19 protein-coding genes and 2 pseudogenes are annotated in these 23,854 nt (G+C 59.5%); 14 read left to right on the top strand and 7 right to left on the bottom strand.

The window, feature by feature from the left end:
* The first annotated feature begins 275 nt into the window (after positions 1 to 275).
* Positions 276 to 965, top strand: coding sequence for an SDR family NAD(P)-dependent oxidoreductase (locus tag AC1DCM_RS04325; protein ID WP_477517409.1), 690 nt, complete (start codon positions 276 to 278; stop codon positions 963 to 965).
* Positions 966 to 1,226: 261 nt separating this feature from the next.
* A pseudogene (locus AC1DCM_RS04320) lies at positions 1,227 to 1,358 on the top strand (IS481 family transposase); the annotation flags it as partial.
* On the opposite strand, the pseudogene AC1DCM_RS04315 reads toward AC1DCM_RS04320, so the two are convergent.
* Positions 1,346 to 1,802: pseudogene (locus tag AC1DCM_RS04315) on the bottom strand (IS110 family transposase); the annotation flags it as partial. The pseudogenes AC1DCM_RS04320 and AC1DCM_RS04315 sit on opposite strands and share 13 nt — an antisense overlap.
* A gap of 506 nt (positions 1,803 to 2,308) precedes the next feature.
* Between AC1DCM_RS04315 and AC1DCM_RS04310 the strand changes: the two are divergent.
* The 4 genes from AC1DCM_RS04310 to AC1DCM_RS04295 all read left to right on the top strand — a co-directional run bounded on the left by AC1DCM_RS04310 (position 2,309) and on the right by AC1DCM_RS04295 (position 8,744).
* The gene (locus tag AC1DCM_RS04310) at positions 2,309 to 3,583 is read left to right on the top strand and encodes an ABC transporter substrate-binding protein (RefSeq protein ID WP_477517408.1); all 1,275 of its coding nucleotides are present in this window, start codon (positions 2,309 to 2,311) and stop codon (positions 3,581 to 3,583) included.
* Between the two features lie 184 nt (positions 3,584 to 3,767).
* On the top strand, positions 3,768 to 4,334 hold the full coding sequence (locus AC1DCM_RS04305) for a cupin domain-containing protein (protein WP_477517407.1): 567 nt from the start codon (positions 3,768 to 3,770) through the stop codon (positions 4,332 to 4,334).
* Between the two features lie 412 nt (positions 4,335 to 4,746).
* Entirely contained in the window at positions 4,747 to 6,789 is a 2,043-nt protein-coding gene (locus tag AC1DCM_RS04300) for a hydantoinase/oxoprolinase family protein (RefSeq protein WP_477517419.1), read from the top strand.
* Entirely contained in the window at positions 6,786 to 8,744 is a 1,959-nt protein-coding gene (locus AC1DCM_RS04295) for a hydantoinase B/oxoprolinase family protein (protein WP_477517406.1), read from the top strand. Before AC1DCM_RS04300 ends, AC1DCM_RS04295 begins: the two co-directional genes overlap by 4 nt.
* Here AC1DCM_RS04295 and AC1DCM_RS04290 read toward each other — a convergent pair.
* The 3 genes from AC1DCM_RS04290 to AC1DCM_RS04280 all read right to left on the bottom strand — a co-directional run bounded on the left by AC1DCM_RS04290 (position 8,728) and on the right by AC1DCM_RS04280 (position 10,538).
* Positions 8,728 to 9,348: a hypothetical protein gene (locus AC1DCM_RS04290; protein WP_477517405.1), complete on the bottom strand. Its 621-nt coding sequence runs from the start codon at positions 9,346 to 9,348 to the stop codon at positions 8,728 to 8,730. The genes AC1DCM_RS04295 and AC1DCM_RS04290 overlap by 17 nt on opposite strands.
* Before the next feature lie 122 nt (positions 9,349 to 9,470).
* Positions 9,471 to 9,728, bottom strand: a complete 258-nt coding sequence (locus AC1DCM_RS04285) for a helix-turn-helix domain-containing protein (RefSeq protein ID WP_477517404.1) — start codon at positions 9,726 to 9,728, stop codon at positions 9,471 to 9,473.
* Positions 9,729 to 9,767: 39 nt separating this feature from the next.
* Entirely contained in the window at positions 9,768 to 10,538 is a 771-nt protein-coding gene (locus AC1DCM_RS04280) for a hypothetical protein (protein ID WP_477517403.1), read from the bottom strand.
* An 889-nt stretch (positions 10,539 to 11,427) separates the two neighbouring features.
* On the opposite strand from AC1DCM_RS04280, the gene AC1DCM_RS04275 reads away from it, so the two are divergent.
* From AC1DCM_RS04275 to AC1DCM_RS04260, 4 genes are all read left to right on the top strand, one after another.
* On the top strand, positions 11,428 to 11,778 hold the full coding sequence (locus tag AC1DCM_RS04275; protein WP_477517402.1) for a DUF3846 domain-containing protein: 351 nt from the start codon (positions 11,428 to 11,430) through the stop codon (positions 11,776 to 11,778).
* A 342-nt stretch (positions 11,779 to 12,120) separates the two neighbouring features.
* Entirely contained in the window at positions 12,121 to 13,449 is a 1,329-nt protein-coding gene (locus tag AC1DCM_RS04270) for an ABC transporter substrate-binding protein (RefSeq protein ID WP_477517401.1), read from the top strand.
* Positions 13,450 to 13,482: 33 nt separating this feature from the next.
* A complete protein-coding gene (locus AC1DCM_RS04265; protein WP_477517400.1) occupies positions 13,483 to 14,481 on the top strand; it encodes a carbohydrate ABC transporter permease in 999 nt (332 codons plus the stop codon).
* On the top strand, positions 14,478 to 15,440 hold the full coding sequence (locus AC1DCM_RS04260; RefSeq protein ID WP_477517399.1) for a carbohydrate ABC transporter permease: 963 nt from the start codon (positions 14,478 to 14,480) through the stop codon (positions 15,438 to 15,440). Before AC1DCM_RS04265 ends, AC1DCM_RS04260 begins: the two co-directional genes overlap by 4 nt.
* Positions 15,441 to 15,477: 37 nt before the next feature.
* On the opposite strand, the gene AC1DCM_RS04255 is transcribed toward AC1DCM_RS04260, so the two are convergent.
* Positions 15,478 to 16,815, bottom strand: coding sequence for an HAD family hydrolase (locus AC1DCM_RS04255; RefSeq protein WP_477517398.1), 1,338 nt, complete (start codon positions 16,813 to 16,815; stop codon positions 15,478 to 15,480).
* Between the two features lie 173 nt (positions 16,816 to 16,988).
* Complete coding sequence (locus AC1DCM_RS04250; RefSeq protein WP_477517397.1) at positions 16,989 to 19,382, bottom strand: ATP-binding cassette domain-containing protein; 2,394 nt, start codon at positions 19,380 to 19,382, stop codon at positions 16,989 to 16,991.
* A 232-nt stretch (positions 19,383 to 19,614) separates the two neighbouring features.
* Here AC1DCM_RS04250 and AC1DCM_RS04245 point away from each other — a divergent pair, with 232 nt between their 5' ends.
* The 3 genes from AC1DCM_RS04245 to AC1DCM_RS04235 are packed head-to-tail and all read left to right on the top strand — an operon-like array spanning position 19,615 to position 22,607.
* On the top strand, positions 19,615 to 20,751 hold the full coding sequence (locus tag AC1DCM_RS04245) for a type III polyketide synthase (protein ID WP_442017802.1): 1,137 nt from the start codon (positions 19,615 to 19,617) through the stop codon (positions 20,749 to 20,751).
* The gene (locus AC1DCM_RS04240) at positions 20,748 to 21,467 is read left to right on the top strand and encodes a class I SAM-dependent methyltransferase (protein WP_477517396.1); all 720 of its coding nucleotides are present in this window, start codon (positions 20,748 to 20,750) and stop codon (positions 21,465 to 21,467) included. Before AC1DCM_RS04245 ends, AC1DCM_RS04240 begins: the two co-directional genes overlap by 4 nt.
* 9 nt (positions 21,468 to 21,476) lie before the next feature.
* Positions 21,477 to 22,607 (top strand): FAD-dependent oxidoreductase, encoded by a 1,131-nt coding sequence (locus tag AC1DCM_RS04235; protein WP_477517395.1) that lies wholly within the window; start codon positions 21,477 to 21,479, stop codon positions 22,605 to 22,607.
* A 26-nt stretch (positions 22,608 to 22,633) separates the two neighbouring features.
* Here AC1DCM_RS04235 and AC1DCM_RS04230 read toward each other — a convergent pair whose 3' ends face one another.
* Positions 22,634 to 23,059, bottom strand: a complete 426-nt coding sequence (locus AC1DCM_RS04230; RefSeq protein WP_477517394.1) for a nuclear transport factor 2 family protein — start codon at positions 23,057 to 23,059, stop codon at positions 22,634 to 22,636.
* 99 nt (positions 23,060 to 23,158) lie between these two features.
* Between AC1DCM_RS04230 and AC1DCM_RS04225 the strand changes: the two genes are divergently transcribed.
* A complete protein-coding gene (locus AC1DCM_RS04225; protein ID WP_477517393.1) occupies positions 23,159 to 23,836 on the top strand; it encodes a peptide deformylase in 678 nt (225 codons plus the stop codon).
* Positions 23,837 to 23,854 lie beyond the last annotated feature (18 nt).

Below are 23,854 nucleotides of genomic sequence, written 5' to 3'. Positions count from 1 at the left end.
GGGAACGACCCTCTACGACCTACTCGAATTCGGCTCGTATTCCGCGGTTGCGGTGCTTGCCCTGATAATGGCCGCCGTTTCGCTAGTCGGGCTCGGTCTTGCCTTCCTGCTAGGCGGCCGGGGCGCCCTGAAAGGCCTCTAGAGGGAGAGAAAGCAGGCCCCGAGGATTCCCACTGCCTCGGAGGAGGCCGCGTGTTCCCATTGTTGAGGGCATTGCTGACGCAAATCTGTCTCCTGAGGCATTCGTCCTCGCAACAACAATGATTGGAAGCTCGATGACTGGACGCGATGGACGAATAGCTGTCGTCACCGGCGGGATGAGTGGGCTCGGTGAGGCCTTCACCGCTCGCCTGCGTCAGGACGGTATCACCGTCTACACGATCGACCTGAACCCGGAAGCGGACTACAGCCTCGATATCTCCGATTCCTCCGCTGTCGCGGATGCCGCTCGTCAGATCGGACCCGTTGACATTCTGGTGAACAGCGCCGGGAAGGAGCGCTCCGGACCTTCGGTACTGGAAACCTCCGACGAGGACTGGGATCTCATGCTCCGCGTGAACGCCGCGGGTACGTTCTACGCCTGCCGTGCTTTCATCCCCGGGATGATCGACAAGGGTTGGGGGCGGGTCGTCAACATCGCCAGCATGGCCGGGAAAGAAGGCAATCCGTATAACGGTGCCTATTCGGCCAGCAAGGCTGCGGTGATCGCACTGACGAAATCGATCGCAAAAGAACTGGCAACCACGGGAGTCCTCGTCAACGCCGTGGCGCCCGCCGTGTTCGAGACTCCAATCCTCAAAGGAGCCGATCCGGACACGCTGAAAGCCGTGACCCAAAAGATCCCGATGAACCGGATGGGACGGCCAGAGGAGGCCGCCGAGCTGATCGCGTTCCTCTGCTCCGACCGGGCTAGCTTCTCCACGGGATTCACCTACGACCTTTCTGGCGGCCGCGCTACCTACTGAGGGTCGTCGATGCCACTCGGGGCAGTTCGTCAATCTAGTTGTACTGCCCAGGGAGGTTGGTTGAGGCCGTGTGAGGACACGGCGTGAGATTTCCGGGATGACGAAGGGCTCCCGGTGTGGAGTGGAGCTGTCTAAGAAACCGCTGCACACCTAGGAGGCCTTCGTGTCCCACGCTAACGCAATGTTGACCCCATAAGCCCGTTTGAAGCTTGCCCCATTGGTCGTTGACCACCATTGGACGGTCAGCGAAGCAGCAAAGCTCTTCATCGTCTCCTGGCCCGGCTGCGCTACATCGACCGGATCACTGGAGAACCGATCCGCCGCTACGAACACACAGCCCCAGGCGAGATGCTCCACGTCGATGTCACCAAGTTCGGGAACATGCCTTGGCGTAACAGGAGCTTGGAGATCCGATGCCAGCATCGCATCAGATCACCGCGGACATCTTCACGGGAGCGGACCAAATCGCGAACTGCTCCCTGCTCTACCGAGGGAATCTGGACTGCCGTGACTTCACCGAGTTTGAGCAATCGGGCCAGGTGCAGGGCATCCTTCGCGTTGGTTTTGACCCGATCACCCGAGGGGCGCTGGAGCTTAGACGGGCCGCGACAACGGTATCGATGCCGGAAGAGAGGAGGACCTGGCCAAGCCGAAACCGGTCGGACCCGCCTCGTAAACGACCTTGACCGGCGGAGGCAGCGAGATGATTCAGGCGAGAATCTCATCCCGGTCCGGCGTCAGACGGTGCCGGAAAACTTCCCCGCTCAGGCCATCCAACGCGCAGGCTACGACACTCCTGGCATGGACATCCAGTCCAACGCTTGTACGCTCGAACATTGCTGGAACCTCCAAACTTCAAATGTGGCTCTACTTGTCCGCCAAGTGTGGCAGGCAACCCACGTCTTGCTTTGAAAAGGAGGTTCCAGCCCACCTTGAACACACTTCCCGGGTCCTTCTGATAGAGGCCATCACCGCCCCGGCGCGGACCCGGCGCGCCCCCACCCTCGACCGTAACCCTGCCCGATCAAACGGGGCGCACCGGTGTCCGGCCCGGCGAAAATGGCCTTCAGGAGGAACCGCACCCGAGCCCACGGGCGGCCGAGATCCTCCTAGCCGTATCGTCTAGGCCGCCCACCAGCAGACCTGCCGCAACGAGTTCGATCGGTGGACGGCTGGTTAGCGCGGGTGCTATGTGCCCCTGACACGTTTGACCCAAGCGTGGTAGCCGGTGTTGATCTGCTTCAGGATTTCCTAGCAAATCATTCCGTGCCCCAGCAGGTAGGCCGCGGCGAACACCGAACCGATAGGAGGGCCAGCAGGCGAGGATCGCTCGCGGCTGCCTCTTGCACAAGTTCCACCGGCGTCCGAACGATCTGCCCGGTATCGTCGTTAACTTTTTTCAGAAAGAAATTAAGTTTCCTTGCAATCGTATCCAACTCTCCTATACGTTGATTTTGCCGAATGGGGGAGGCCGGATTCCCGAAGACGTGGATTCGAATCCATTGTGGATGGAGGACATAGCTGTGAAAAAGACCAGGGCCGTAATGGTGCATGGATGCCTACTTGTCGCGGGAGGGCTGCTCGCGCTGACAGGATGCGCATCAGCAGGGGCCGGTTCTTCAACGAGCAATTCGGGCGCGAACCCGGCTGACGCGTCGAACAAGATCATGGACCAGGCGGAATGGTCGAAGGTAGTGGACGCCGCCAACAAGGAGGGCGAGCTGACCATCTACGGGCTTCTCAGCCCGAGTATGTCCGATCCGCTCCCGGCGGCATTCCAGAAGGATTACCCGAATATCAAGTTAACCTATGTTCGCTCGACCCCGGCAGATATCACCGCGCGAGTCGACGCCGAGCTCGCCGCTAGGAACGTGGGTGCGGACGTTGTCGACATCCTGGATCATCCGACTTTCGATGGATACGCGAACAAGGGGGCTTTGCTGCCGCTCACCGTTCCGGCGCTGGGTGATCCAAAGGTCGATCGAGCGAACAATCAGCGCACCCCCTACGTGGTAACGATGGGCAGCGCTGTCTATGCGTGGGCGTGGAACACGAAGTTGATGCCGAAGGGCATCAACTCCTGGCAGGACCTCTTGAACGTGGACCCGTCGCATCTGGGGGTGACAGACCCCTCGATCAGTCCGACCGTGGCCTCGGTACTCCAAACGACGGAAAAGCCCCAGACCGGTGGTTCGGCGTTCCTTGACAAGCTGACCTCAAAGGGCGCGCCGCGCAGCTATCCTGGCTCAAACCCACAAATCGCGGCGATGGCCGCAGGGGAGATCTCCGCGACGATGCCCGTGCCCGCGGGGAACGTGGCGTCGGTCAAGGCCACCGGTGCGCCGGTCGACTACAAGATCTACCCGAACGCCGGGAGCATTCGCAACGAGGTGGTGGTGTTGAAGGCGGGCAAGCACCCGAATGCAGCGCAGGTGTACGTGAACTGGCTCCTGGGCGAGGCCGGTCAGACGATTATTGCCAAAGGCATGTACCCCGTTCGCGAGGGTGTGCCCGGGCTGATTCAAACCAATGGAGCCACGCTGGAAGAGATCCCGCAGATCACGACCGCCGAGGCCAAAGCATTCCAGCAGCGATGGAAGAAGCTACTCGGCCAGTAAGGCCCCTTGTGAGTCTGATCAACGGGGATGAAGACACTGATGAGAAGCAGAGTAAATCTCATGGAGTCCGAGCTAACGCTCAAGTCTGCCGCTGAYGGCATTGACAATAGCATCGCCGAGAAAGTCAATAAATAGGCTCTGTTTCAAGATCCCACCGCACGAAGTACGAAGAAAGAGAATTCTCGTGGAAAGCGCTGACGTAATTCGAAAAGTCAAGGCAGTGGTGACCGAGGTAGACGATGCGGGTATCTCCCGCTTTCGATCGACCGACCTCATAGAGCCCGCATTCGTACGAACTCCCGTAGGGGATGGGAGCAAGGAACGGACGGGAATCTCGTGGCAGGTCTGGGGTACATCGGACGGCGTCCCGGTCTTCCAGGACCCAGCAGAACCAGTGGCCGGCACTAATTTTCCGGGTCCAGGGGGAACGCGTTTCTCGGTCTTTTCCATTCCTCCTGATTTGTCGGTTACTGATGTAGTCGACCGCCCGGACGAGTCGTCTGGCGACGCTTTAGGGGTTGCGGCTACGCACGAGACAGCGGGTGATGCGGCATTCCATACGTCGAACACCATCGACTACATCTTCGTCGTTGACGGAGAGATTGAGCTGGAGCTCGACGGCGGAAGGCGCGAGTTGCTCACCCGCGGCGACTGTCTGGTCCAACGCGGAACCCGCCACGCATGGCGGAACGTCTCCACCGCGCCGGCGGTGATGGCGTGTGTCATTGTCGGCGTGGAGGGTGGTCGGTAATTGACAATCACTCCTTCTAACTCGCGCGCGTTGCGTCCGTCCACGGACGGCTCACGCCCCGGACCTTCAACGCAGCCGTGAAGGAATCCATCGATTGGCGTCTGAAGTTCACCGGTTTTCGCCTGACAAGAGCATTTGCCAAGCTTCAAAAGAAGCACTGAATAGAGAGGAGCCGTGCAATGGTGCATTATCCGAGGCCGTCGAGTTTGACTGTGGAGCAAGCTCGTGAACCTGTCGCGGCGGTTTGTTCACACTGTCAAAGCACAGATATCCGTCGCTATCCGGTGACTTCGGAGGGCGGGTGGTTCCTCACAACCCGGTGCCAGGAGTGCTTGGCCGAGGTCGATCGTGAGAGGTGGACCATGTTTGGGCCACTTGAATTTTTCGCTGACCGAGTGGAGGCCCTTCGGTGATGTTCTCAGTGGACGTCGGCGGGACGTTTACAGATGTGGTTGCTGTTTCGGGGTCGGACATTCGGACCGTGAAAGTGTCGACCGATTACTCGGCTATCTACGACGCGGTAGTGGGCGGCGCAAAAGAGCTCGGGCTGGAGAATGGCACGATATTCAATCATGCGAGTACGCATGGGCTGAATGCTGTTATCACCCGCAAGCTACCGAAGATCGGCGTGCTAGCAACCGTAGGACACCGCGACACACTCGACCACGGCTCGGTCTTCCGCCCCATGAAGGCGCTGCTGGACCCGAACTGGCGTCGTGAGTTCGGAGATGCGCGCCGTCCTCTGGTTGAGCGTTACCTGCGCCGGACCATTCACGAGCGGATCAAAGCAGACGGCTCGGTGTTGTTCACGCTGGACGAAGATCAGGCGCGTGCCGAGATCAATGTGCTCGCCAAATGCAATGTTGAAGGCGTGGCTATCACCCTGATGAACTCCTACGTGAATGACACGAATGAGCTACGGCTCCGTGAGCTCGTGCGTGAAATTCTGGGTGACATTCCTGTGTCCATCTCGAGCGAGGTCTCGCCTATCGCGCATGAATACGCGCGGGCTTCGACGACGACGATCGATGCTTGTATGAAGATTCTTTTTTCGGACTACATCGAAAAGCTAGAGGGTGGCCTGAGTAACGCGGGATTTAACGGCGCGCTCAATTTCGCCGATTGCGCGGCGACACTTGTTCCAGCGGACAGAGCTCTGATCCAACCGTTCCGGATCGTCTTCGCTGGTCCAGCTGCAGGGACAGTCGCGAGTGCCGATTTTGGCCGAATGATCGGTGAGCAGGATCTGCTGTGTTCCGATGTCGGCGGTACGTCATGCGACATTTCGCTGGTGACAAACGGCGCCCCGTACTTGAGCACGACGTTTGAGTTGGAGCATGATCTCGTCGTCAGTGCCTTGGCCAACGATGTCACCTCCGTCGGCGCCGGCGGCGGCAGCATCGTTCAGATTGGATCGTCAGGCGAGCTGCAGGTCGGGCCGGATAGCGCTGGTTCAACGCCTGGCCCCGCATGCTATGGCAAGGGGGGAACTCAGCCGACGACGACGGACACATGCCTATTGGCCGGCATCATCGAACCCGCTCTGTTTGCCGACGGCAGGATTGCTCTCGATATCGACAAGTCGCGGGAAGCGTTCGAGGCACTGGACACTGACTTCACGTATCAGGAGCGAGTTCGCTACGCGTACGAACTCGGTCTCCATAACCTCGCGGAGGCGATGACGAACGTTGCCATCAAGAACGGCATCGACCCCCGCGAGTACTCTCTCATGGCCTACGGCGCGGCTGGTCCGATGCTGCTTCCGGCAACACTGGACCTCGTGCACGCCAAGTCCGTGATCGTGCCCCCGCACCCCGGATTGTTCTCCGCGCTCGGGCTCCTGGCAGCAGAGCAGGTCTACACGAGCAACCGTGGCGCTTACACGTTCCTCGTGCCTGAGAACGCCGCTAAGATCGATGCCATCTACGCCGATATGGAGCAGGCTCTTCTCGAATCCCTCGACACCGGTCGCGAGGTCACCATCGTCCGGTCGCTCGATGCACGACTAGCGGGCCAAGAGTTCGACATGCCGTTCATCGAGGTTCCGGACGGGTTGGTCGACGCAGATGCGATAGCAGCGATTATTCGAAACTTTCACGATACCTATTTCGCGCGGACCGGCAGCAGGTTCGAAGCTTTCGCTGTTGAAGGTGTGACGTATCGGATCCAGGCAACGGTGGCATCCGAGAAGGTCGAGTACCCCCAGCTTCCGGCTCGTGGTGCCCAGCCTTTGAGCCCCGTGCGGAGTACCACAATCCAGCTCATTGTGGACACGCCTGTACAGGTGCCTGTGTACAACCGGCTCGATCTGTGCGCTGGGGACCGCATTGAGGGTCCGGCGATCGTGTCCGAAAAGCTATCCACTACCCATATCACGGCTGGTCAGCGCGTGGATGTCGGGCTCCACGGTGAGCTCGTCATCACATCCGCGGCGTCGAGAGGAGAACAGAAGTGACCATCACCAATGAGCAGCCGTCTGGCACCGTGCACGAGACATTCCTCCGCGCTCTGACCAACGAGGAATTCGTTGAGAGGTACGGAGCTGACAGGTTCACTACCTCCCTTCTGAACACAAAATCTACGTATGCCGTGCAAAATATGGCGACGGCTTTCCGGCGGCAGGCCTTCTCTCCGATAGTTTCGCTCGTATACGACTTCTCCTGTGTCATTGTTGGGCCTCGCGAAGTCGACTATGCGATGGGTGCCATTAGTGACGGTTTGCCTACCTTCATCGGTGCAATGACGGAGTCTGTACGCAACACCGTCGAAGAATATGGATACGACGACCTGCGCGAAGGTGACATCCTCGTCGGTAATGACCCGTACAGGATCGGCGGGCACGTCAATGACCTGTGCTTCATCAAGCCGATCTTCGTTGACGACACGATTGTTTCGTTCGTCGCGATGAAGGTGCACCAGCTCGATTTCGGCGGCGTCACGCCCGGGGGATTCAGCGCTTCAAAGCGAAGCACTTACGAAGATGGGCTTGTCCTTCCGCCGATGCTGATGTGGTCGCAAGGTAAGGCGGTTCGGCAGACGTTCTCGCTGCTGTTCGACAACACCAGGTGGGCAGAATTAATCCTTCCCGACTTATTTGCGACACAAACGCAGTTAGGGTTCGGAGAGAGGATGATCCTGGAAATTATCGACCGTTATGGTCTCGAACCATATCTGGGATCCATTCGATATGCGACTGATGCTTCCGCAGAGAGGATGGCCGAAGCCATCGCCGACCTTCCCGACGGCGACTACACGGGATCGTCTGTCGTCGACGCGGACGGCGTCGATGAAACGGAGACGTATGCGATCAAGGTAGCGCTGCGCGTGCGGGGTTCAAAAATTGAGGCGGACCTGTCAGGAACCTCTCGGCAGGCACGCACGGGAATTAACTGCACGTTTATCGACGCTAAGAATGCGATCGGGTGTGGACTCAGCATGCTCCTCTCCCCGGGCATCGCATTCACCTCGGGCAATTGGCGCAACATCGACATGGTTTGCCCTCCTGGTTCGATCGTTTCTGCCATGCCGCCCGACGGGGCAGTAACAATGTACTTCTATGCAACTGCCTCGCTTCTGAGTGCTGTGAGCAACGCGCTAGCGGATGCACTCGGTCCTCGGGCGGTGGGCGGAGACCTCGGCCGGAATGTACATAACACCGTCGGCGTGCGGCCCGATGGGAGCCAGTGGTCGACCGTCGGGGCATTCGGGGGAGAACAGGGCCCCTGGGGGGCGTCGGAGGTAGGCGATGGAGAAAACTACATCATCTCGATACTCGCCAACATTTCGTCCCTGGGGTTTGAGCCCATCGAGGCGAGTGTGCCGGTCGTGGCGCTGTCTAACCAAGCTGTCATCGATTCCGGCGGTCCTGGATATCACCGCGGGGGCATGGCGATGTCGCGCGACTCGCTGTGGCTCACGGACAGCACGCATTTTCCGTGTCCGGTGACGTTGACGGGGTCAGGCGGTTTCGGTGTTAACGGCGGAAAGGCCGGAATAACCGGAGCAGCCTGGACCTTCGCGCCGACAGTCGCCGCTATCGCGGAGCGACAGCAACTGCTCTCGCATAGCGCCGAAACTCTAACGTCCTCCGATCCGATCGCCGGTGTCCTCGACCCGGACACCAAACTGCAGGATGGGAAAGACGGCAAGTACTTCTACTTCGGTAGCCGACCGACGTGGGACCTGCCAGCCGGATCCGTGCTCCGCAGCATGACAAACGGGGGCGGCGGATGGGGCGACCCCTTCACTCGTGAAGAAGAACGGGTTCTCGCCGACGTGCGCAACGGGTATGTGAGCATCGTCGGGGCGGCGCGTGACTACGGCGTCGTCGTGGTCGGAGATCCCGAGACCGACCCTGAAGGTCTCACGGTTGATGTCGATGCGACAGTAAGGCTCAGAGAACGCAGTTGATCGCCAGGGATGCACTGGCGGGTAATCGGCTCGGGTAAGGGACCGTGCCTTCCTGGGCTTGCCATTGCGCGGAGGCGTTTGAGGTGGTGCCAGCGGGCGAACCGTTCGATTGACGCCTGGATTGGCGGTCCCGGTCCGGGAGCATGCCGTGATGGACGAGCATTTCCCGGAGGTACTCCACTGACCGTGACGCGGGAAGAGCATCAAAAGACTCGTGAGTGAGCGCGATGCTGCGTGTGCCGAGACTCGTGAGGAGTTCGTTGGCGTTGGCCCCGCGCATCCAGGTGTAGACGCTCTCGGGCCTCGCTGCGGCCGCGAGCACTCCGATGAGGCGTTTGAGGCTCAAGTCCGGGGGAGTGTGGGGGTGGAGCAGGGCTTCCAGGTCGGTTCGGAGGACGCAGCGGATGCAGTGGCCGGCGCGGAATCTTTCGGTTTCGGTGGCGCAGCCCTCGCAGGTCATATGGGTGGTGACCCTGCAGATGTCGGTGCCGTCGGTGGCTTTGCCGCGAAGGAGCCTTTCTTTACCGCAGCCGGAGCAGGATCCGAGGTTGCGCAGTGCCGTGGTGAAGCAGATCCCACAGATGGCGCCGTCGGGCCCGGTCACGCGGATCTTTGCGACCATCCGCCCGCATCGGTCGCACCGGTGGTCGCCCTCGGATCGGGGCGGTCCGCGGCTGACAGGCTTAGTCGTCGTCAAGGAGCCGGGCCCTGACGGGTTTGTAGGCGTCAGCGAACCGGACGACGTTCTCCCCGGAGATGGCGGCCTGCTTCTGTTGTTTGGACCTCGTATCGGCGGCCGTGAAGGTGAACAGCTTCGTTCGCTTCGACGCCGAAGACGTCGCAGAGGGCGGCCAAGAGCTGGAACGAGATCCGTTCGGGGTTTTGGCTGACCATGCGGTAGATCTGCGACTCGGAGAGGGTGATACCGCGTTCCCGTAGCGGTTCCACGAGTTCGCGGGTGTTGCGCATGCCGTGCCGGGCCATGATTTTCCCGTGCCCGCCACCAGTATTCGATGTCCCGTTTCATTCTCTTTCCTCCTTCGGCCTGACGGCCTTCTCGATCATGTCCTCGAGCACGCGGCCGAGTTCGTCGATGTAGTCGCGGAAGCGGCGGTGCAGGTTGGACTTGGGAACCGGCAGTCCGTTGGCGGTGGGGAAGATTTCTGACACGGCCGGGGCAAGCCAAGGCAGTCCGGTCCTGATCCAGGTGTCGAGGACGGCGGGGGACCAGCCAAAGACCGTCAGTACGGAGCGTCGCTTGGGCGGTGAGCCGCGTTGTGCTTTGCCGTCTCGGACCTGTAGGACACCGAACTCGCCGAATTGCGGGGCCCATCGGTTTCGGGAAAAGTCCACGGTCTGCAGGTGGGTGACCTCGTTGGCCCGCAGCCCCCAGGCGTAGGCGGTCTTGAACACTGTGGCGTCCCGGTAGGCGGCGACGGCGCCCTTGCGCCCGGAGACCAAGACCCGTTCAACCTTAAGGTTGGCCAGGTCGAAGAAGCCTTGCAGCTGGGCCCGGGTGAAGGGTCGTTTGGCCGGTGCCTGTTCATTGTTCTGGGCATGCCGGACGCGGTTGAATTCGGTGACGATCTGGGCGGGGGAGCGGCCGAACCCCTGGAGGCAGACCCGGTCCCATTCATAGACAGGATCAGTCAAAAAGTCGCGGAACACCTTCAGATGGGTCTGGTAGGCCCGGATGGTGGCGAACGCCAGATTCAGGATGGAGCGCTCGTGGGCGAAGAACTCATCGGCGTCGCCGACGGTCCAGTCCCAGGGAAAATGCCCGGTGTGATCCACGAACCGGCGGACCAAGCTCTCACGTCCACGGATCGTGCCGGCCGTGAAGTTCCGTGCCAGCGATAATGCTCTTAGGATGCATAAAATGCGAATCCGGGTCAACGAAACCCGAGAAATCCGGGGAATTATCTGGCTGCACGGTACCTCGAACCCGTCGACCGCTCCATGTGCCGGACTGACGCCGGCGCATCGACGAACAGGCCCCGATCGCAGTAATAGCGCGGATTCCAATGTCTAGGCAGTCGAAACCGGGGAGTGCGTATCACCGGGTCCTAATCTGCAAAATCTGCAATTGGATCACTTTACTTTACATAATGTAGATTATCGGCGTTAAAAGCGCGGGATCAGAAGGGGCTTGTCTACACCAAGTGGGACTGACGGCGTGCTGCCCTTAGCGGCCCGGTGGTGTCCGTGCGCCCGGCTGGCAACGTCGGCTCCTGGTGTTGAAGTCTGCGATAAATTTTTCGAAAGTCTTGTCTACGAGTAGCTTGCAGAAATATCCACCAAACCGCGGACTGGCTTTAAAAATTAAAGTCGGTATGGTGATTGCTAGATAGCGTTCAGAAAGGCGTGATTCCTGTGGCCGGTAAGTCCCCAAGAAATATTAGTCCCAAAAAATCGGGAAAATCGATTCTTGAAAAAAGAGCCGCGAAAAAGGCAAAAATTGATACAAGCGAAAATCTCTTCCAAAAGCCGCGTAAAAACCAAAGGTGACGCGTCGCGCTTAGGGTCAGTGTTGTTAGTGGATCTGGCACACGGGCACGACGCGGTCTAAATCGCGGCCAAGTCTATGTAAAAGTTTGCCCCGAGCGGTCACTTGGTCATTCCCAGGAGGGACGGGTTTGAAGCCCTGGGAATGCCGGTCGCCCAGACGTGGAAGGGATGAATTATGTATCGGAAACACAATGCCCTGATTATTCCAGCTCCTCTCAGGCAGCCCCTCCGCGTCGAAAGAATCGACCCGACCCTGCCCACAATGCAAAGGCTGGTTGAAGGAAGCGTTGAAGCAATTACCTGGAACGATTGGCACGTCTATTTGAACGATGAGGCAGCGTCTATTCCCCTGCCACTAAATGCCCGGGCCGAGGTGTTGCTGCGCGAAGCAGGCTTGGAGATTGAACAGCCCGTTAGTGGGACCGCCGTTCTGCTTGGCCATGACGACAACGGCGAGGAGTTAGATGCACCCCCTCACTTGCTCCGGCTGGCCGAGCAACTTTTCGATGCCGCTCTTGCCGCGTAGCCAAAAGAGCTAGCCGCCGCTTCGAAGCCGATCAGTGGCTAACGGCCCCTACGGATGGAACACCATCCGTAGGGGCCGTTCTGGTGGGTCCAGGCAAGTTCACTGGTCACACTCCCAGCAGTAAGCCTTCTTAGCCAAAAGCGTCCGCTACTCCCCCAGCATTCGGTCCCTGGTTATCAGCAACAGCGCGCCGTTAAGCCATTGTTAGCGCTAACGCGTTGACAATGTGGCCTTCATCACTCATGCTTGGGATAACGATTTCCTGTCCAGTTCGCCCTCGGCACAGTCACGTGGGGAACGGGCCCTTTCCCCACGTTTCGTACCACCTCAAAGGAGAGACATATGAAGTTCACACACCGCAGGCGGGTCACTTTGAGTGCTGCCGTCCTAGCCTCAGCCGCATTACTTTCGGCATGCGGCGGGGGCGCTGCCTCACCGGCAGCCCCAGCGGCCCGGTCGGGCCCGGTCACGATTGACGTGTGGGGTTGGAATGCCGAAACGGGTAAGCAGATAGCGGACGCGTTCAACGCCGCACAGAGCGATGTTAAGGTCAACTACGTTCTCCAGGCCTCCAACACCGCTACCCAAACAAATTTCCGGAATGCCATGGAAGCCAAGAGCGATGTTCCATGCCTGGTTCAGGGTTTCGCGCCGTTGACCACGATGGTGGTCAACGGCTGGGCCCAGGACATCACTGACGCTGTCACTCCTACCGAGGACTTCTACAACGACGGTGCCAAGGCCGCGGCTAAGGTGAATGACCGCTACTACGGTCTTCCCTCCGGGTCTGACGGGCAGTTCATGATCGTCAACAAGGACACGTACGACAAGTACGGAGTGAAGATACCCACCACATGGCAGGAATTCGTGGACGCCGGCAAAATCTTCAAAGCCAACGGCGTTGACGTCACCAACCTCGCCGGTGAGGACCCGAGTACCCTTATGAACCTGGCCCAGCAGGGCGGCGCGGAGTGGTTCGCGATAGACGGGGACAAATGGAAGGTCAACTTTACCGACAAGGCCACGATGGCGGCGGCCGACATCATTCAGCAACTTATCGACAACGACTTCGTCTCAAACCAGACCTATAAAGATCGTCCTGCCCTGTACTCGTACTTCGACTCAGGCAAGATGGCCTCCACAACCACGCAATGGTGGTCGCTAACTGGCTACAAAACGAACTTTCCCGCCACGTCAGGCCACTGGGAGGCAGTGGAGATCCCGCAATTCAGTTCCGACAAGAAGGCTACTCCAGGCCGATCGACTCCAAGCTTTGTCCCCGTTGGCTGCGACTCCCCCGAAGCTGTGGTCAAGTACGCCGACTGGCTAGCCACGCCCGAAGGTATCCAAGCGGGCAAGAACCCCAAGACTGGTTCCGTAGGCCTGCCTTCCTCCCTGAAGGACCCGTCCCCGTACGTCAAGGATGTCATCCCTAAGGGCTTCTTCGTCGACGACACGAAAGCTGCAGAAGTCATGGTGGAGGCCCAGAAGGCTACCGTAGGCAAATTTGAGCTGGGACCGAACTACGATGCGTGGTTCCCGGAGTTGCAGGATCAATGGGGCAAGGCCGTGGCCGGCCAGATCAAGTTGAGCGAAGCACTGAAGAACGTCCAGAACTTCGTGACGTCGGACCTGGAAAAGAAGGGCATCTCATTCACCACCGGCAGCTAACGGCCGGAGGTGCAATGAGAGCAGGAGGACTTCATGACAGTAACCATCGGAGACGAAGTCAAGCGGCGCAGTCGTTTCAGGGAGAACAGGCGGAGTAGGAGTAACGACGGTGGCATGGACGGACCAGCCCTTCGGGCACGATCCGGGTGGCGCGTAAAGCAGGACCTGAAAGGTGCGTCCCTTAGCCTGCCTTTCCTCCTCGGGTTTGCTTTGTTTACCCTCGTTCCTGTCGCGATGGCACTCAAGGAAAGCGTTTTTGCAACCAAGACATCCGGGCTCGGCTTCGGCAAAGCAACGTCAACCTTTGTTGGCTTTGACAACTTTGCCGAAGCCCTCGCGGACACGTCCTTCTGGGCTGGAATGTTTCGTGTGTTCATCTACGCGATCATCGTCGTTCCGCTTGGACAATTGGTCAGCCTCGCCATGGCTTTGGTGCTCGACGGCGTTCGGCGGCGGGTCGCGGCGAGGTTCAGGATCGTACTGCTGCTCCCCTACATGGTCCCAGGGCTGGTGGCCACCATGGTCTGGATCTTTCTTTACAGCCCTGTTGTTGGGCCACTGAGTGACTTCCTCCAGGTGTTCGGGGTGCAGGTAAACTTCTTCGCCGGCAACACCATATGGTCATCAATCGGGAACCTGGCAATCTGGGGCGGCATCGGGTTCAACATGCTCATCATGTACGGCTCCCTTCAGTCGATCCCCCATGAAATTTTCGAAGCCGCCCGGATCGACGGCGCCGGGGAACTGCGAATCGCCATGGACATTAAGGTGCCGTTCCTTCGGGGCTCCCTCGTTCTGACAAGCCTGCTGGCAATCATCGGAACCCTCCAGATCTTCAACGAGCCGCTTCTCTTCCGGGCCGTGACTCCGGAGACCATAACCAAGGACTTCACGCCCGCCATGATGATCTACAACCAGGCCTTCCAAGTGGGAAACATCAACTACGCCACGGCGCTCTCAATCGTGCTGGGAGTCGTGGTGGGCATCGTTTCGACCATCATTTACCGTTTTACGAACAGGATCGAGTCATGACCCAGGCATCATTGCGGCCCGCGGTGAGCGGGACAGTCCATGAAGGAGTAGACGCGTCCCACACTGCTCGTTTCCCCCGCAAGCGGAGGCGAAATCCAAATGTACAGCGATCCGCGAACGAGGCTGTGGGAGTCTCCCGCTGGGTCATGCTGGGAATTCTGGCTTTCCTGGCCGTCTACTCCGCGGGCCCGCTGTGGTGGCTCATCGTGGCATCGACGAAGTCGAAAGAAGAGCTGTACACAACCAACGGCATGTGGTTTGGGGAATTCAGTCTCCTGGACAACCTCTCGGACCTTTTCACTTATCAGGACGGCATCTTCGCCCGATGGCTCTGGAACACCGTGGTCTACGCCACGCTGGGCTCAGTCGGGTTGACGTTGGTTGCCTTGGCAGCAGGTTATGCCATCGCCAAGTACCGCTATTTAGGGCGAGGGTTCACCATGGGCCTCATTATCGCTTCGTTCCTCATTCCTGGAACCCTCATGATCGTCCCCTCCTTTGTGCTGTTCACACAGATGGGTATCTACGACACGATCTGGGCCATGATCCTCCCCGGCATGTTTGGCTCATTTTCCGTCTACTTGGCGAAGGTATACGCCGAGGGAGCAGTCCCCAGTGAGCTCATGGAGGCAGCCAGGATCGACGGAGCTGGTGAGTACAGGATCTTCTTCTCCCTCGGTCTCAGGCTCATGACAACTGCAGGCGCAACAATATTTCTCCTTCACTTTGTGGCTTCCTGGAACACGTTCATGTGGCCTCTGGTCTTCCTCAAGGGCGCAGACAAATGGCCTGTGATGCTCGGACTCTATTCATGGCTCGAGCGTGGAACTGACAGTCAGTATGACCTGACCGGTCTCGTGATAACGGGATCACTCATCTCCACGATTCCCATGGTCGTCCTCATGATCGCCATGCAACGCTATTGGCGCTCAGGCGTGACTATGGGAAGCCTGAAGTAGGAGCCTTCGCGACAGAAGCGGCTACCAGGAAATCCCCTCAGTGGACACGGTCCGCCTGATCCGGGATGAGGCTGCCGTCCCCGCGCATCACCGGCCCCTTGCTGCTGTCCGGGTTGGTGTACGCCTTGGTGGTGCATGGATACGGCTCACTACGCTGTGGTTTGGGGTCGATGAACATTGGCGTGATCAACCACTTGCCGTCCTCGTTGTCGTACGCGCGGCACATGATTTCGGCATTGTTCCGGTTCACCACCATCCTGGCTTCGGTGGCGTCGCCAACGAAGGTTACGTCTGTGCCGGAGTCACCGGCGGCCAGGATCTGGCGGCGTTCGGCAGGCAGCTGCTCAAAGGCTGAAGGACCCTCGACGCCGAAGATCACCTGATTGGCCCAGCAACGTTTTCCTTCGATGTAGGTCATGACGGAATCTTCGCCGTCGGGTATTCCGCCGCAGCCTTTCAGGTGGGACGTTTGGATGCCGTCCTCGTATACGCTGCGGACGCCCACGACGTGCCCGGCGTCGATGCCGACGTCGCCGGCCCAGGCCTTGACCACCGGCTCCGGCGATGCGGACACCACCCAGGCTTCGAAGCCGTGTGCCTGAAGGACACCGATGAGGTCCTTCATCTGTGGGTAGATCCGGATGTAACCGTCCACTTGCTGGCTTCCAACAGCCTGCATGCTGCCTTGTGCTGCGGAGAGGTTCTCCTGCTTCATCGCCAGTGCGAACTGGCCGAGTTGCTCCTCGGTATATCCTGCAGAGAGAGCCGTACCCCAGGCGTAGGCGCCTATGAGGTGGCGGGCATTGAAGCCCTCAAATGCCGGTTCGCCGGAACGCGTCTTGTCCTCAAGGATGGCGAGGATTTCATCGGCGCAGTCAATGTTGCTGCTGGTCTTGAGAGGTTGGCCTGCGGGAGTGTCAGTGCCGCAGGCCGCTGTCAGCGCCTTCGCTGCCGCATCTGTAAGGTAGCGGTTTGTGCTTTTCCAGTCCTTGTTCGCCGGTTGCAGGACTTTGTCGTGCCGCAGCATCCAAAAGTTCGTGCCGTAGCCGATGTCGTTCTTCACCACGGTGTTGTCCCAGTCAAAGATCGCCACGGGAGCCTGGTCTCCGCGGGATGTTCCGGTGCAGCTGCTGTGGGCGTCGATGGTCTTTTGTAGTTGTTCCCGGACCTCATCCGGCCACGTCAGTTTGGCGTCAAGTTGGCGGCACTCGGCTGCTGGCTCAATGCCGGTTGCAAGTGGCGGGGCGCACGACGTGGCCGACATGAGGATCGCCACTGCCGCCACAGTGGTCGCAAACCGGAAATGGTGCTTCCGGCGAGATTCCTTCGCGTGGGTGTTGTCACCCTTGACCAAGCCTGACGAAAATGTGGACATGCTTCCCCCTGCGCTCAAGATCTTTAATGGTCTGTAAATAGTCCAAATCTTGAGTAAGTGTGGGTCACATCACAGGGAATAGTCAAGGAATCCCGCAAAAAAGCTTAGTTGAGAAGCGGCTACAGACGGATTCCCAACAAGCTGGATTGGCGTCTTTTCAGGCCAATCGAGTATCAAGCGCCGACGTAAGCCGCCAGGTGCTTGCCGGTCAGCGTCGAGCGGTCAGCCACCAAGTCAGCTGGCGTGCCAGAGAAAACAATTTTGCCGCCGTCGTGTCCGGCGCCGGGCCCGAGGTCGATAATCCAGTCCGCATGTGCCATGACGGCCTGGTGATGCTCGATGACGATGACTGACTTTCCTGACTCGACCAAACGATCCAGCATGCCGAGCAGGTTCTGGACATCGGCCAGGTGAAGGCCTGTGGTCGGCTCGTCCAGGATGTAGATGTCGCCCTTCTCCGACATTTGCGTGGCAAGCTTGAGCCGCTGGCGTTCCCCACCGGACAGTGTGGTGAGCGGCTGGCCAAGCGTCAGGTAACCAAGCCCGACGTCGGCAAGGCGGTCCAGGATCTTGTGGGCGGCCGGTGTGCGTGCTTCGCCTTCGCTGAAGAAGATCCCAGCCTCGTTGACAGACATTGCAAGCACGTCTGCAATATTGCGGCCACCAAGCCTGTACTCCAGTACGGATGCCTGGAAGCGCTTCCCTTCACATTCCTCGCACGTTGACTCCACAGTGGCCATGACGCCCAGGTCCGTGTAAATGACCCCGGCGCCGTTGCAGGTGGGGCAAGCGCCTTCGGAATTGGAGCTGAAAAGTGCCGGTTTCACGTTGTTGGCCTTGGCGAATGCCTTGCGGATGGGCTCTAGGAGACCGGTGTAGGTTGCAGGATTGCTTCGGCGGGAACCCCGGATTGCACCTTGGTCGATCACCAGGACACCGTCACGTTTGGCTACGGACCCGTGAATGAGCGAGCTCTTGCCCGATCCGGCCACCCCGGTGAGCACACACAGCACGCCCAATGGAATATCAACATCCACGTTTTGAAGGTTGTTGGTGGAGGCGCCACGGACCTCAAGAGTGCCGGAGGCGGAACGAACCTGCTCCTTAATGGATGCGCGATCGTCGAGGTGGCGTCCAGTGATGGTGTCGCTCCCCCGCAGCCCGTCCAGATCGCCTTCGAAACAGACGGTGCCGCCGCCTGTGCCCGCGCCGGGACCCAGATCCACCACGTGGTCAGCGATCGCAATCGTTTCAGGCTTGTGCTCGACTACCAGGACAGTGTTGCCTTTATCCCGCAACTGCAGCAGCAACTGATTCATGCGCTCGATGTCATGCGGGTGCAACCCTATGGTTGGCTCGTCGAAGACGTAGGTGATGTCAGTCAGGGATGAGCCCAGATGCCGGATCATCTTGGTTCGCTGCGCCTCTCCCCCGGACAATGTACCGGCAGGCCGATCGAGGGAAAGATATCCGAGGCCTATCCCGGCGAAGGAGTCCAGAAGGTGCTGTAGTCCCTTGAGAAGCGGCGCCACTGAAGGCTCATTGATTTCACGGATCCACAAAGCAAGGTCACTGATCTGCATCTTGCACACATCCGCAATGCTCTTGCCGCTGATTTTGGAAGAACGTGCCTCCGGGCTCAACCTGGTGCCTTCACACTCCGGACAGGTGGTGAAAGTGATGGCCCGCTCCACGAAGGCGCGGATGTGTGGTTGAAGTGCGTCAACGTCCTTTGAGAGTATCGATTTCTGGATTTTGGGGATGACACCTTCGTAGGTGAGGTTGATGCCTTCGACCTTGATTTTGGTGGGTTCCCGGTACAGGAGGTCGTGGAGCTCCTTCTTGGTGAACTTGGCAATTGGCTTGTCCATATTGAAGTAGCCTGATCCGCTGAAGATCCGGCCATACCAGCCATCCATCGTGTACCCGGGAATCGTGAGCGCGCCCTCGTTCAAGGACTTGCTGTCGTCGTAGAGCGCGGTGAGATCGAAATCGTTGACCGAGCCCATTCCCTCACAGCGTGAGCACATGCCGCCCAGTCGGTTGAAGCTGGCCTTCTCCGTCTTGGTTTTGCCCTCGCCGCGGTCGACGGTGATGGCCCCGCTGGCCTTAACGGTGGGCACGTTGAATGAGTACGCGTTTGGCGACCCGATGTGGGGCTGCCCGAGCCGGCTGTAGAGAATGCGGAGCATGGCATTGGCATCTGTCGCAGTGCCCACGGTTGAGCGCGGATTCGAGCCCATCCTCTCCTGGTCCACGATGATGGCCGTTGTCAGGCCTTCCAGCATGTCCACATCCGGCCGTGACAACGAAGGCATGAAGCCCTGAACAAAAGCGCTGTATGTCTCATTGATCATCCGCTGGGATTCTGCGGCGATGGTTGCAAAGACCAAAGAACTCTTGCCCGAGCCGGAGACACCCGTGAACACAGTGAGACGACGTTTGGGGATCTCTACGCTGATGTCCTTGAGGTTGTTCTCGCGCGCACCCTGCACCCGAATGAGGTCGTGGGTGTCTGCTACGTGCGACGCAGCAGACTGCGTGTCGGTGCTCGTGGCAATGCTCATGATTTCTCCATCTTTAGGCACCATCTGTTGGTCGGCGCTGCCCAAAAGCTCGTCGGCCCGCCTGGCCCGGACCGGCCAGCCTCGGTCAGTACGTAAAATTCTCGTTCGTCGTCGCGAAAGCGGCAACGGTCATTGTCCACACTAACGGCCTGCGCTGCATGCCTTCGGGAGGACGCGAATCCTGAACCACTCCAACCATTGTCTTCAGCTGCGGACTCACTAAGAATGAAGCATGCCGGTATACATGAGGTCCCTTGAAACCGCAGTTCCGCCAACCATCCTCGTACAGTCGCAGGCACGCGATGTCTTCGCAGCGCAACCAGGCCTCACCCGGCTGGGGTCGCGACTGGTCTCCACCTGCTTCGACTCCGCTGCCATAGATACCCGCTATACGGCGGTGGAAGAGCTGAGCCTGGACGCGCATCCCGAAAATCCACGATTCTTCGATCCCTCAACCAACCAAGTGCTAAGCCCGAGCACCAAAGTCCGGAACGAGATTTTTGCCGTAGAGGCCACCAAGCTCTTCATAGAGTCCGGCAAAGCTGCAGTAGCGCGCGTACCGGATATCGATCTCGATGACATCACTCATGTCATTACTGTTTCCTGCACTGGATTCTTCAACCCTGGTCCCGACTACAAGGTCGTCCGAGCACTGGGACTGAACCCCTCCGTGCAGCGTTACCACTTGGGCTTCATGGGCTGCTACGCCGCTTTTCCAGCCCTGAAAGCAGCCAAGCAGTTCTGCCTCGCTGATCCAGCCGCCGTCGTTCTGGTTATCTGTGTGGAGCTTTGTTCCCTGCATGTGCGCACCTCCAACGACCCTGACACCATCATGGGCTCGGCGATCTTCGGCGACGGTGCAGCCGCGGCCATCGTGACGTCCAAGGAACCGCAAGGGCCTGAGCCCGTCATCAGGCTGGACCACTTCGAAACGGTCCTCACTCCCGTAGGTGAAGAAGCGATGGCCTGGAACATCGGTGACGAGGGTTTTGAAATGGTCTTGGGTTCGTATGTGCCCCACATCATCGAGGAGCACATCACCGGCGCCTTGGAGCCGCTGCTCGCCAAGGAGCCTCAACTGGCAGGACTGCCCTATCGGGACATAATGCACTGGGCCATTCATCCGGGTGGGCGCAGCATTCTGGACAAGGTCGAATCCAAGCTCGAACTCACTGCGGAGCAACTGGTCCCGGCAAGGGAGACTCTCAGGGAATACGGCAATATGAGTAGCGCCACTGTGCTGTTTGTTTTGAAGTACATGCTCGGACAGGCCGCAAACCAACGCGAGGAGCGGATCTGCTCCATGGCGTTCGGTCCCGGCCTTACGGTGGAGACTGGCCTCTTTACCCTGGTCTCTCCCAGCCTGTGAGCCCGTGGGGATTCCTGAAGGACAGGGACTTGCAGGCCATCGAGGACATGGACCGGCCTGATTGTGACCTCCAGCGCCTGGATCGCAGCTACGCCCGCTTCCCGGTGGTTAACCGCCTCCTTTCCGGATGGCACCGGACGTACCGTGACCGCTTCCGGCCAGTTCTCGCAGCGAGTGGCACGGCGTCGGTCCTGGACATCGGGTGCGGTGGTGGGGACGTCGCTCGAAGCCTGGCCAAATGGGCGGCTAAGGATGGATTTGCGTTAGAGGTGACTGCCATAGACCCTGACGAACGGGCATACAATTTTGCGACCCGTGCGCCAGCGGTGGAAGGCGTCACCTACCGGCGGGCGCACAGTGCCGAGCTTGTGACCGAGGGCAGCAGTTTCGATATCGTCCTGTCGAACCACATGCTCCACCACCTCGACGCTGAGCAACTCGCCGGAGTGTTGAAGGACTCAGAAGTACTGAGCCGCAGGCTCGCGCTGCATAACGATCTCAAACGGAGCAACATCGCCTACCTTCTCTTCGCGGCTGGCTTTTGGCCTTTGGGCGTTGGCTCCTTCATCTGCGGAGATGGTTTGGTCTCCATCAAACGCAGTTTCACCTCTGCAGAGCTCCAAACGGCGGCTCCGGGAGGATGGAGGGTGGATCGAAACGGACCATGGCACAACCTGCTCGTCTACGAGCATGACGGCAATGGATCCTGGACATGAGGGACGGACGTGCTTGACGTCATCATCGTGGGTGCCGGTCCTGTCGGTTTGTTCATGGGCACTTTATTGCTCAAACGAGGGCACCAGGTCCGAATCCTTGAACGCCGACTGAACAGGAGCCACCGTTCAAGGGCGATAGGGATTCACCCGCCGGCGCTTGGCGAACTGGAAAGGGCCGGTCTTTCCGAGCCGTTGTTGGCATCCGGCGTGCGGATCGAGCGGGGCATTGCCTACAGCAAAGGCAGGAAAATCGCCGAATTGCCTTTTTCAGGGGACCCGCACTTTCCCTTCATCCTCGCGGTCCCGCAACCAGTGACGGAGCAGGCACTGGAGCAAGCAGTCCTTGCGTTGGACCCGGACGCGATCGTCCGCGGCGCGGACGTTCGCGATTTTGCCGACGACGGCGGCACTGTCAGCGTCCGAGCGGCCTCAGCTTCCGGGGAACGCACCTTCACCAGCCGTCTTTTGGTGGCAGCTGACGGAGCCCACTCGCTGATACGAGAACGTCTTCTCCCCGACCTCCCGGCCCGTAACTATCCGGATAGTTATCTGATGGGCGACTTCACCGATGGGACAGGCCACGGAGACAACGCGGTCCTGTATCTGGAGCCGGAGGGCATCGTCGAGTCTTTCCCTTTGCCTGGAGAGGTTCGGCGATGGGTGGTACGGCTGGGAGCCCCGGCCAGAGGCGCGACGGCGGCCAACCTGGCTGCCATGGTCCACGCCAGGACCGGGGCCGTGCTGGATTCGGACAGCAACACCATGCTGAGTGCATTTGATGTCCAATCCAGGCTTGCGGGGCGCATGATCCATGGCAGAACCGTGTTGTTGGGCGATGCCGCCCATGAGATCAGCCCCATCGGTGGCCAGGGAATGAATCTTGGATGGCTTGACGCGGCTGCCTTGGCACCTCTCATTGATGCCTCCCTCAGGGGGCAGGGCGTCGGCCGCCAGCTTCAGCTGTTCGAGAAGGACCGACGCCGGGCAGCGGCCCGCGCCTCCTTGCAGGCGGGGYTGAACATGGCGCTTGGAAGGCCTCTGCCTCCGGCAATCATGGCGGCCAGAAACTCGTTTTTTGCCCATGCCTTGGAACTGCCCGGGGTCTCAGCACTGGTGGAGCGGCGCTTCACCATGCGCTAGCTCGTCCACGTTCCTCCAGCGTTCATTCAGGAGCCTGCGGCTGCCTGTTCGGGAAGGGTGTAGTAGCAGTCGTAGGTGTCCTGGCTGACGATTAATCCATCCCGTAGTTCAAAAACAGCTGTGCTCCGCGCACGTATGGTTTCGCCAGCGTCCCAGTGCGGGAGGTCCAGCAGCAATGTGGCTGACCAGTTCATCTCCAGGACTACCCGATTGCCTTCGCAGGTGGTCCGGACCACCTCAAAGCTCTGGTTCGCCACGATGTTCTTACTGTGATCCGCGCCGGTGAGAGTCTCCTGAAGAGTCCTGGTGGACCCGGTCTTGGATAGTGCGTGCGGCCACTCCGTGAGTGTAAAGTCGTGAGCCAGGTATGGGCTGATCTCAGCGGCGCCGCCGCCGGCCTCAACCGTCCTGATAAATCCGAGTACATGGTCCAGGGGGTTGCTTTCGCTCATTCGACGAGCCTAGCTGAACGCGGAGACAGAGGCCCGGCAAGGGCGAACCGTAGTGCAGGACGCAGGCGCGAAGCGGAGCCTTCGCGCTAGGCTCGAGTCATGACGCAGCAACCTCACTCCGAGGCGCCCAGCCCGGCCACTGATTTTAATCCCCTTCAGATCAGGGACGCAGTCCTGCGGCTACTTGAAACCGAGGAACTTCCGCCGATCGTTCAAGCCGGGCACCCCGTCCTCCGGCAACAGGCGGCGCCCTATGACGGCCAGCTTGATGGCGCTGAATTGGCGGCGTTCATCGAGCGGATGCGTGAGGTCATGCATGCGGCACCGGGGGTTGGACTGGCGGCTCCGCAGTTGGGCATTCCGTTGCAGTTGGCAGTCCTTGAAGACAAGTACGAGGTGGATCCGGAGTCGGCAACGGTCCGTCACAGGGAGCCAATGGAGTTCATGGCTGTGCTCAACCCGCAATATCGGCTCTTGGGCAATGAGACAGCGTCCTTCTATGAGGGATGCCTGTCAGTGAGTGGCTACCAAGCGGTGGTCACCAGGTATCGCAATGTGGAATTGAGCTACCTCACGCCAGAGGGGCGCCCCGTGGAGGAATGGTTCTCAGGATGGCAGGCACGCATTGTGCAGCACGAAACAGACCACCTCCAGGGAGTTCTCTACGTGGACAAAGCAGAAATGCGTTCCCTCTCCAGCAACGCCGAACACTCCCTACGGTGGACCAACCCGGACATTGAGGACGCGCGCCGGACCCTCGGTTTCCTGCACGGCTAGCTAGCTGCTCCTCTTCAT

The organism is Paenarthrobacter sp. 10N417, from assembly GCF_056394745.1.
The sequence above is the reverse complement of the archived record's forward strand: the minus strand, read 5'-3'. Positions and strand labels throughout refer to the sequence as shown.

Bases quoted from the DNA above. Each gene is read 5' to 3' on its own strand.
- AC1DCM_RS04250 (WP_477517397.1), bottom strand. From the start codon at position 19,382: ATGAGCATTGCCACGAGCACCGACACGCAGTCTGCTGCGTCGCACGTA.
- AC1DCM_RS04270 (WP_477517401.1), top strand. From the start codon at position 12,121: ATGAAGTTCACACACCGCAGGCGGGTCACTTTGAGTGCTGCCGTCCTA.
- AC1DCM_RS04245 (WP_442017802.1), top strand. From the start codon at position 19,615: ATGCCGGTATACATGAGGTCCCTTGAAACCGCAGTTCCGCCAACCATC.
- AC1DCM_RS04300 (WP_477517419.1), top strand. From the start codon at position 4,747: ATGTTCTCAGTGGACGTCGGCGGGACGTTTACAGATGTGGTTGCTGTT.
- AC1DCM_RS04255 (WP_477517398.1), bottom strand. From the start codon at position 16,815: ATGTCCACATTTTCGTCAGGCTTGGTCAAGGGTGACAACACCCACGCG.
- AC1DCM_RS04325 (WP_477517409.1), top strand. From the start codon at position 276: ATGACTGGACGCGATGGACGAATAGCTGTCGTCACCGGCGGGATGAGT.
- AC1DCM_RS04285 (WP_477517404.1), bottom strand. From the start codon at position 9,728: ATGGCCCGGCACGGCATGCGCAACACCCGCGAACTCGTGGAACCGCTA.
- AC1DCM_RS04265 (WP_477517400.1), top strand. From the start codon at position 13,483: ATGACAGTAACCATCGGAGACGAAGTCAAGCGGCGCAGTCGTTTCAGG.
- AC1DCM_RS04260 (WP_477517399.1), top strand. From the start codon at position 14,478: ATGACCCAGGCATCATTGCGGCCCGCGGTGAGCGGGACAGTCCATGAA.
- AC1DCM_RS04225 (WP_477517393.1), top strand. From the start codon at position 23,159: ATGACGCAGCAACCTCACTCCGAGGCGCCCAGCCCGGCCACTGATTTT.
- AC1DCM_RS04275 (WP_477517402.1), top strand. From the start codon at position 11,428: ATGTATCGGAAACACAATGCCCTGATTATTCCAGCTCCTCTCAGGCAG.
- AC1DCM_RS04230 (WP_477517394.1), bottom strand. From the start codon at position 23,059: ATGAGCGAAAGCAACCCCCTGGACCATGTACTCGGATTTATCAGGACG.